The sequence below is a fragment of the Nocardiopsis sp. NPDC055824 genome (genome assembly GCF_053616335.1).
The window spans coordinates 1-8,035 of the sequence record NZ_JBSHDN010000252.1 but is presented as its reverse complement, the minus strand read 5'-3'; the positions used below and the strand labels follow the sequence as shown (position 1 = coordinate 8,035).

7 protein-coding genes and 4 tRNA genes are annotated in these 8,035 nt (G+C 72.2%); 2 read left to right on the top strand and 9 right to left on the bottom strand.

Going from position 1 to position 8,035, the window contains the following annotated elements:
- Nucleotides 1–154: 154 nt before the first annotated feature.
- From ACWGL3_RS29185 to ACWGL3_RS29170, 4 genes are all read right to left on the bottom strand, one after another.
- Nucleotides 155–607 carry a thioesterase family protein gene (locus ACWGL3_RS29185; RefSeq protein WP_267948755.1) on the bottom strand — a complete coding sequence of 151 codons (453 nt, stop codon included), beginning with the start codon at nucleotides 605–607 and terminating at the stop codon, nucleotides 155–157.
- The gene (locus ACWGL3_RS29180; protein WP_267948756.1) at nucleotides 604–1,593 is read right to left on the bottom strand and encodes a 3-hydroxyacyl-CoA dehydrogenase NAD-binding domain-containing protein; all 990 of its coding nucleotides are present in this window, start codon (nucleotides 1,591–1,593) and stop codon (nucleotides 604–606) included. Before ACWGL3_RS29180 ends, ACWGL3_RS29185 begins: the two co-directional genes overlap by 4 nt.
- Nucleotides 1,594–1,645: 52 nt before the next feature.
- A complete protein-coding gene (locus tag ACWGL3_RS29175) occupies nucleotides 1,646–2,545 on the bottom strand; it encodes a BKACE family enzyme (protein ID WP_267948757.1) in 900 nt (299 codons plus the stop codon).
- Nucleotides 2,546–2,660: 115 nt separating this feature from the next.
- A complete protein-coding gene (locus ACWGL3_RS29170; protein WP_267948758.1) occupies nucleotides 2,661–3,545 on the bottom strand; it encodes a TetR/AcrR family transcriptional regulator in 885 nt (294 codons plus the stop codon).
- 235 nt (nucleotides 3,546–3,780) lie between these two features.
- Between ACWGL3_RS29170 and ACWGL3_RS29165 the strand changes: the two genes are divergently transcribed.
- A complete protein-coding gene (locus tag ACWGL3_RS29165) occupies nucleotides 3,781–5,358 on the top strand; it encodes a BCCT family transporter (protein ID WP_352983422.1) in 1,578 nt (525 codons plus the stop codon).
- 288 nt (nucleotides 5,359–5,646) lie between these two features.
- Here ACWGL3_RS29165 and ACWGL3_RS29160 read toward each other — a convergent pair.
- The 5 genes from ACWGL3_RS29160 to ACWGL3_RS29140 form a co-directional block, all read right to left on the bottom strand.
- Nucleotides 5,647–5,720 (bottom strand) — tRNA-Val (locus ACWGL3_RS29160).
- 30 nt (nucleotides 5,721–5,750) lie between these two features.
- Nucleotides 5,751–5,822, bottom strand: a tRNA-Cys gene (locus ACWGL3_RS29155).
- Nucleotides 5,823–5,870: 48 nt separating this feature from the next.
- Nucleotides 5,871–5,943: transfer RNA gene (locus ACWGL3_RS29150), tRNA-Gly, on the bottom strand.
- Between the two features lie 73 nt (nucleotides 5,944–6,016).
- Nucleotides 6,017–6,089: transfer RNA gene (locus ACWGL3_RS29145), tRNA-Gly, on the bottom strand.
- Nucleotides 6,090–6,261: 172 nt separating this feature from the next.
- Nucleotides 6,262–6,693, bottom strand: a complete 432-nt coding sequence (locus tag ACWGL3_RS29140) for a roadblock/LC7 domain-containing protein (protein WP_267948760.1) — start codon at nucleotides 6,691–6,693, stop codon at nucleotides 6,262–6,264.
- Nucleotides 6,694–7,074: 381 nt separating this feature from the next.
- Here ACWGL3_RS29140 and ACWGL3_RS29135 point away from each other — a divergent pair, with 381 nt between their 5' ends.
- A complete protein-coding gene (locus ACWGL3_RS29135; protein ID WP_355013339.1) occupies nucleotides 7,075–7,917 on the top strand; it encodes an aminotransferase class IV in 843 nt (280 codons plus the stop codon).
- The last annotated feature ends 118 nt before the right edge of the window (nucleotides 7,918–8,035 follow it).

The following is an 8,035-nucleotide window of genomic DNA, read 5'->3' as shown; positions in this document are numbered from 1 at the left end:
CCGCCCCGTGCCGCCCGTACCTTCGGGGCGCAGCCCGCCCCGGGGGGCCCGCCGCGGCCCGGGCCCCCGGCGGGTCGGCGCCGCACCCCCCCGCTACGCCCCGGCCCCCGCCCGCGCCCGCGGGAGCGGCCGTCGGCCGCGGGCCGGGGGAGCGCTACCCGCCGACGGCGCGGCCCGCGTAGTCGGGGGCCGGCTCGGCGAGGGCCGCGAGGCCCGCCGCGACGTCCTCGGGGAAGGGCACCGCCCGGCCCCGGCCCCGGTCGACGTGGAGCGCCATGAGCTCCTCGGTCGCCGCCAGCTCGCCGCCGACCCGCATCTCGTGGCAGAGCCGCGCCTTCTTGGCGGCGGGGCCGCCCGGGCCCGGGCCCACCACCCGGGTGCGGATCTCGACCTCGGCGTCGGCGGCGACCTCCTGCAGGTACCGCACGTGCGCCTCGACCGTGTACAGCGAACAGCCGGTCCGCTCCCGGTAGGCGGCGTCCAGGCCGACCCGGTCCATCAGCGCGTCCGTCGCGAACCCGAAGAGCAGGACGTAGTAGGCCTCGCTGAGGTGGCCGTTGTAGTCGATCCACTCGGGACGGAGCCGCCGGACGAGGGCCGCGCTCACGCCTGACCCCCCGCCCGCTCGGCGGCCTCCTCGCGTTCGACCTCCTCGAGTGCCCGGGCCACCGCGATCAGGCGGCGGTCGCGCTGGGCGATCAGCTCGGCGGTGGAGCGCCCGGCCACGACCTCGTCGGTGCCCGCCACCATGCGGTCCCGCAGCTCGGCGGTGAGCTCGGGCGCCTCCAGACGGGTCCACGGGGACTTCAGGGACGGGCCGAAGTGGTCGAGCATGTGCGCCATGCCTCCCTCTCCCCCGGCGAGGTGGAAGGTCAGGCAGGGGCCGAAGAAGGCCCAGCGCAGCCCGGGGCCGCTGGTCATCGCCAGGTCGATCTGCTCCACGGTCGCCTCTTCCTCGGCGACCATGTGCAGGGCCTCGCGCCAGGCCGCCTCCTGGATCCGGTTGCCGATGAACCCCGGGAGCTCCTGCTCCATGGTGATCACCGACTTGCCCGCGGCGCGGTAGAAGTCCGAGGCCCAGTCGACGGCCCACCGCTCGCTCCGTGCACCGCCGACGACCTCGACCAGGGGGACGAGGTAGGGCGGGTTGAACGGGTGGCCGACCACGAGCCGTCCCGGCGTCCGCGCCCCCACCTGCATCTCGCTCATGCTGTAGCCGGAGGTGGACGAGGCGATGACCACGCCCTCGGGGGTGGCGGCGTCGATCTCGGCCAGCAGGCCGATCTTCAGGTCGAGGCGCTCCGGCGCGCTCTCCTGGACGAAGTCCGCCTCGGAGACGGCGTCGGCCAGCGTGTCGGCGACCCGCAGGTTCGCCGTGGAGGCCCCCTCCGCCAGGCCCAGGCTCTCCAGGGCGGGCCAGGCCGAGGCGACCAGCCCGCGCAGCCTGCTCCCGGCGTCCGGGGCGGGGTCCCAGGCGACCACCCGGTAGCCGCGGCCCAGGAAGTGGGCGACCCAGCCGCCCCCGATGACACCCGCTCCGACGCAGGCGACCGTGCGCACGGCCCCGGGGGCGGTTCTCGCGTTCTCCGTCATCGTGCTCCTCATGTGGTGGCGTTGTGCGGTGGCGTTCGTCGTCGGCCGCGGGTCAGGCCGCGCCGCGGAGTCCGAGCATGGCGCGGGTCTCGTCCGGTGTGGCCACCCGGGCGCCGAGCTGCTCGATGATGCCGACGGCCTTCTCGGTGAGCTGGCCGTTGGTGGCCTTCACCCCGCGGCTGAGGTAGAGGTTGTCCTCCAGGCCCACCCGGGCGTGCCCGCCGAGCAGCACCGACTGCGCCACCCACGGCATCTGCTTGCGGCCGATGGAGAAGCTCGCCCACTGCGCGCCCTCCGGGAGCATGTTCACCATCGACAGGAGGACGCCCGGGTCCGACGGCGCGCCGTAGGGGATGCCGGTGCACAGCTGGAACATCGTCGGGTCGTCGATCAGGCCCTCCGCGTGCATGGTCCTGGCGAACCACAGCTGGCCGGTGTCGAAGATCTCCAGCTCCGGACGGACCCCGAGCTCCTGGATGCGCCTGGCGCCCGCGCGCAGCATGTCCGGGGTGGAGATGTAGACATGACTGCCGTCGCCGAAGTTCAGGCTGCCGCAGTCCAGGGTGCAGATGTCGGGCAGCAGCTCCTCCACGTGCGGCAGGCGGTCCAGCCCGTTGACGAGGTCGGTGCCCTCCTCGAACCGGAGGGGGTCCTCCTGGCCGATCACCAGGTCGCCGCCCATCCCCGCGGTGAGGTTGATGACGATGTCGGTGCCGGTCTGGCGGATGCGGTCGACGACCTCCCGGTAGAGGGCGCCGTCCCGCGAGGGGGCGCCCGTCTCGGGGTCGCGGACGTGGATGTGCACCGCGCTGGCGCCGGCCCCGGCGGCCTCGACCGCGGCGGCGGCGATCTGCGCGGGCGTCACGGGGACGTGCTCGCTCCGGCCGACGGTGTCCCCCGCGCCGGTGAGGGCGCAGGTCAGGATGGGCTTGTGGTTCATGGTGTCGCTCACGGCGGTGCTCCGTCTCTCTGAGTGCGGTTTCTCGGGCTCGGACCGGGCGGGCCGTCGGGCGCCGGAAGGGGCGCGGTCGGGCCGTGCGGTCCGCAGGGGCGGGGCACCGGAGGGCTCAGTGCCCCAGGACGTCGCGGTCGATGACCGACCGCAGGGTGTCGCGCATGTGGTCGACGGATCGCCCGGGCATCCCGGTCATGACCTGGATCCCCAGGCCGTCGATGAGGGCGGTGAGGCGCCGGGTCATCTCCTCGACGTCGAAATCACCGAAGACCCCGCTCTCCTTCCCCTCCCGGAGGGTGCGGGCGATGGTCTCGTGCCAGCGCCGGTAGGAGGCGGCGTGCAGCTCCCGCATCTCGGGGTTCAGCGCCGCGGCCGTCCAGACCTGGAGCCAGATCGACCACTCCAGCCGCAGCCGGTCCGAACCGGGGAGCTGGAGCTCGATGAGCCGGAGAAGGCGCTCGTACGGGTCGCCGACGGTGTGCAGCCCCGCGACCTGGCGGTCGAACGCCTGCTTCACCGAGTGGCGCAGCGCCTCCACGAGGAGGTGTTCCAGGGTGGGGAAGTGGTAGTGGACGGTGGCGCTGGAGGTCCCGCAGGCCCGGGCCACCTGGGCGACGCGGACCGAGTGGTACCCGTGCTCGGCGATGAGGGTCCAGGCGGCCTCGATGATCTGGAGCTTGCGGTTGTGCTCCCGGGCGGCCCCCGGGTGGTCGGCCAGGCTCGCGGGCGGCGGCCTCACCGCCGACGAGTCGCGCGGCGCCGCGGAGACGGTCTCGGCGTCGTCCCGGCCGTTGAGCAGCCAGTTGACCGTCACCCCTGTCTCGTCGGCGATGCCCGCCAGCTCCAGGGCGGTGAAACGCCGGGTGCCGGTCAGGGACTTGGAGAGTTTGGTGGGGTCGATGCCGAGTCTGGCCGCGAACTGCCGCTGGGAGAGGCCGGATCGGCGGATCGCCTCACGGGCCCTGCCGCGCACGTCGTCGGCCACGTTGTCGCTCACGGGGGAGAACGTAACAGCGATGTAGCGATTTTCGCAACGCGTGCATGGTTGCCACTTCGTTGTAGAAGCTTCGGCTTGACAGCGACGAACCCATGAAGTTCTTACCGCCATGCGCTTTCCGCGATCCGACGGCGGTAGGAGGGCGAGGTGGAGTGCAACGATGCGATAACCGACTGGTTGATTAGTCAAACGCAACACAGTAGTAACTGGATGGTCCGCGCCCTCGACCACGGAGGTGACCCGAGTCATCCGATGGAACATCGACAACAAAGTCTTCTGGCCCGCGCTGATCATGGTGATCGGCTTCAGCGCGCCGTTCGTGATCGCGCCGAGGACGGGTGAACGCCTGCTCGGCGCCGTCCTGTCCCGGCTCCAGTCCGACCTGGGCTGGGCCTACATGTGGTTCGTCGCCGGGCTCGCGGTACTGCTCGTCTGGCTGGTCCTCAGCAGGTACGGCCGCATCAGGATGGGCGACCCCGACGACCGCCCCGAGTTCTCCACCCCCACCTGGCTCGCGATGATCTTCACCGCCGCGATCGGCGGCGGCCTCATGTACTGGGGAATCATCGAGTGGGCGCACTACCACGGGGCTCCCCCGTACCAGCTCGAACCGCACAGCACCGAGGCCGCCGAGTGGTCGGCGACCTACCCCCTCTTCCACTGGGGCCCCACCGCCTGGGCGGTCTTCTGCGTCCCCACCCTCGCCCTCGCCTACGCCTACCACGTACGCAGGGTCCGCCGCCTGCGCCTGAGCGAGGCGTGCCGCGGCGTGCTCGGCGACCGCGTCGACGGCTGGCCGGGGCGGGTGATCGACGTCTTCTTCATCCTCGGGATGATCGGCGCGGCGGGGACCTCGCTGGCCCTGGCCGTGCCCACCGTCGCGGAGGGCGCCTCCCGCATGCTGGGGGTCGAGCCGGGCGCCACGCTCAACACCGTCGTCATCGGCCTGTGGACCCTGCTGTTCGCCGGGAGCGTCGCCCTGGGCCTGCACCGCGGTCTGAAGCGCCTCGCCAACCTCAACCTCTACCTGGCCGCCGCTCTGGGCGCCCTGGTCCTGGCGGTGGGCCCGACGGTCTTCGTCATCGACACCTTCACCAACAGCGTCGGCCTGCTCGCCCAGAACATCGTGCGGATGAGCACCTACACCGACCCCGTCGGCGGATCGGGCTTCGAGGAGGTCTGGACCGTCTTCTACTGGGGCTGGTGGATCTCCTACGGGCCCTTCGTCGGCATGTTCTGCGCCAAGATCTCCAAGGGCCGCACCGTCAGGCAGATCATCGTCGGCATGTGCGGCTTCGGAAGCCTGGGCTGCTGGCTGTCGTTCGCGCTGCTCGGCAACTCCAGCATGGCTTTCGAGCTGCGGGGGGAGGCCCCTGTCGTCGAAACGCTGGAGACCGAGGGCGCGGTGTCCGCCATCTTCGCCACTCTGGAGGCGTTCCCGCTCAGCTGGGCCGTCACCCCGCTGTTCCTGCTGCTGTTGCTGGTCTTCCTGGCCACGACCCTGGACTCGGCGTCCTACACCATGGGAGCGGCCACCTCCCGCGACCTGCCGAACGAGGTCGAGCCCTCGCGGCCCAACCGCGTGCTCTGGGCCCTCGTCCTCGCGGCTGTGTCGGTCTCGGTGATGTCCGCGGGCGGAACCGACGCGTTGCAGACCCTGTCGGTCGTGACCGCCTTCCCGCTGATCGTCGTCCTGAGCCTGGTCGCCGCCTCCCTCGTGCGCTGGCTCCGGGAGCACGACCGCGACCGCTCCGGGGCCTCCGGCCCCGTCCGGGACGGCGAACCGGGGCCCGGGGACCGCACCGGCGCCTGAGCGCCGGCGCGCACCGCTCCCGCCCCGGCACGCGGTACCGGCGGGCCCCCGCCGTCCGCGCCCCCGTGCCGGGGACGGCACGCGTCCCCCGCGTCCCCGGCAGGGCCTGTCCCGGTCGGGCCTCCCGCGCGTGGTCCCCGCCTCTCGAGGGGAGGGGGACCGCGTCGTCGGCTCCGGCGCCCTCCGGGCGGACCGGCCCCGGAGACGGCCTCCCGGAAAGCTCCCGGGAGTACGGGCCCCGGAAACGCCGAAGGCCAGAGCCGAAGCTCTGGCCTTGGATGATGCCGGTGGGCGATACAGGACTCGAACCTGTGACCTCTACCGTGTCGAGGTAGCGCTCTAACCAACTGAGCTAATCGCCCTCATCGGGGGATGAGGTACTGCGCACTGCGAGGCGGAGACGGGAATCGAACCCGTGTGCAGGGATTTGCAGTCCCTTGCCTCAACCACTCGGCCACTCCGCCAGGAAACGACATGGGGAACGTCGAGTGACACCCATGCGGGCCTCTCCGAGCGGACGACGGGATTCGAACCCGCGACCCTCACCTTGGCAAGGTGATGCTCTACCAGCTGAGCCACGTCCGCATGTGTGCCGGGCTGACGACCCGGCACCGGTACCGCTCCACCATCCGGAAATGGTGGAGCCGAACCGTTCGCGAGCGGACGACGGGATTCGAACCCGCGACCCTCACCTTGGCAAGGTGATGCTCTACCAGCTGAGCCACGTCCGCGCGGCGAGTGGTGGCGACCCCCGAGGTCTCCCTCGTGCGTCCCCCTCGCTGCGTTAAGAACTCTAGCGGATTCCCGGCCAAGCGCGAAATCGGATTCGGCGGGGCGCACGCGGGAACGCGCCCGCGCCCTGCCGTGGCAGGCCCTGCGGACGACCTGCCGCGGCGGCAGGAGTCAGTTCTCCACGTGTGCGGGCGTGGAGGGCATGTCGGGGCGGGGAGGCGCGGACAGGTACTGGCCGACCCGTTCGATGACCTTGTTCATCTCGTAGGCGATCAGGCCCACGTCGCTGTCGGAGTCGGACATCAGCGCCATGCACGCGCCCTCGCCCGCCGCGGCGACGAAGAGGAAGGCGCGGTCCATCTCGATGATGCTCTGGCGGATGTCGCCGGCGGAGAACTGCTTGCTCGCACCGCCCGCGAGGCTGTGCAGCCCCGAGGCGATGGCCGACAGGTGCTCGGCGGCGGGGCGGTCCAGGCCGCTGGAGGTGGCCATGAGGAGTCCGTCGGTGGACAGGACGATGGCGTGCTGTGTTCCGGAGGCGCGCGTGAGGAGGTCGTCCAGCAGCCAGCTGAGTTCTCCGCGGGCGGTGCTCGGTGGGGTCATGTCTCTCTTTGCTCTGTCGGTTGTCGGGGCGTGACGGGACACGCGCACCGGGGGTGCGGCAGGATCGGCCGGGAGGGAGAGTTCTGATCAGCTGCGACCGGTCCCGCATAAGCGTTGCCCAGATGATAGTCATTCGTAACTTATCTGTCCGGCCGACACGGTGGGTACCGGGTGGGCCGCGCTCCGAACCGAGGCGTGTGACCAGTCGCGATGGGCGGGTTCGGGCGGGTCCGTGACCGGACCGGAGGCCGGTGCCGGTCACTTCCCTTGCCAACCCGGAGGGGCGGCGGGTAGGGAGGTCCCGGGGCTCGGGGGCCTCCGAGGTGGGAGTATCGGGAAGACACCGGCCCGACCTGGGCACTTGAGAACTTGGGGGTTGGAATGAGGGTGTGGATCGCGGGTGCCGGGTACGGCCGCGGCGCCGTCGTCGACGAGAGCGAGGCGCGCATCCCCGCGCTCGACCACGGGATCACCGTGGGGGACGGGGTGTTCGAGACGGTCCGGTCCCGGAACGGCCGCCCGTTCGCGCTCACCCGCCACCTGCGGAGGCTGGCCCGCTCCGCCGCCGGCCTGGGGATGGCCGAGCCGGACCTGGAGCTGATCGCCGACGGCGTCGGCCTGGCCGTGGCCGCCAACCCCGAGCTGACCGACGCCCGTGTGCGCATCACCGTGACCGACGGAGCGGGGCCGCTGGGCTCGGACCGCTCGCCGGGCGAGCAGACCGTCATCGTGGCGCTGGGCCCCTTCCCGGGGATCCCGCCGCACACGGACGTGGCGCTGGCCCCCTGGCCGCGCAACGAGTTCGGCGCCCTGGCGGGCCTCAAGACCACCTCCTACGCGGACAACGTGCGGGCCCTGGCCCACGCCAAGGAGAGGGGCGCGAGCGAGGCGGTCTTCCGCAACGTGAGCGGGAACCTCTGCGAGGGCACCGGCAGCAACGTCTTCGTGGTGCTCGACGGGGTCCTGGTCACCCCGCCCCTGTCGGCGGGGCCGCTGGCGGGCATCACCCGGGAGCTGGTCCTGGAGTGGTTCGGCGGGGAGGAGGCCGACGTGCCCATGGAGCGCCTGCCGGACGTCTCCGAGGCGTTCCTGACCTCCACCGGGCGCGACGTCCAGCCGATCCTGCACATCGACGGCAGGCAGGTCTCTCCCGGGGTCGGCCCGGTGACGGCCAAGGCCATGGCGGTGTTCGCGGAGCGCTCCGCCGCCGACCTCGACCCGTGACGGGCGGCGGGCCGGACCGGGGGCGGTGCGGCGGGCCCTGCGCCGGAGCAGGGCGTCCTCGCAGAGGTACCGGGGCAGGACGGCCAGTCCTGCGCCCGAGACGACGCACGACAGGACT

What these genes read in the sequence shown, in the direction of transcription:
- ACWGL3_RS29180 (WP_267948756.1), bottom strand. Translation starts at nt 1,593, where the DNA reads ATGACGGAGAACGCGAGAACCGCCCCCGGGGCCGTGCGCACGGTCGCC.
- ACWGL3_RS29140 (WP_267948760.1), bottom strand. Translation starts at nt 6,693, where the DNA reads ATGACCCCACCGAGCACCGCCCGCGGAGAACTCAGCTGGCTGCTGGAC.
- ACWGL3_RS29135 (WP_355013339.1), top strand. Translation starts at nt 7,075, where the DNA reads ATGAGGGTGTGGATCGCGGGTGCCGGGTACGGCCGCGGCGCCGTCGTC.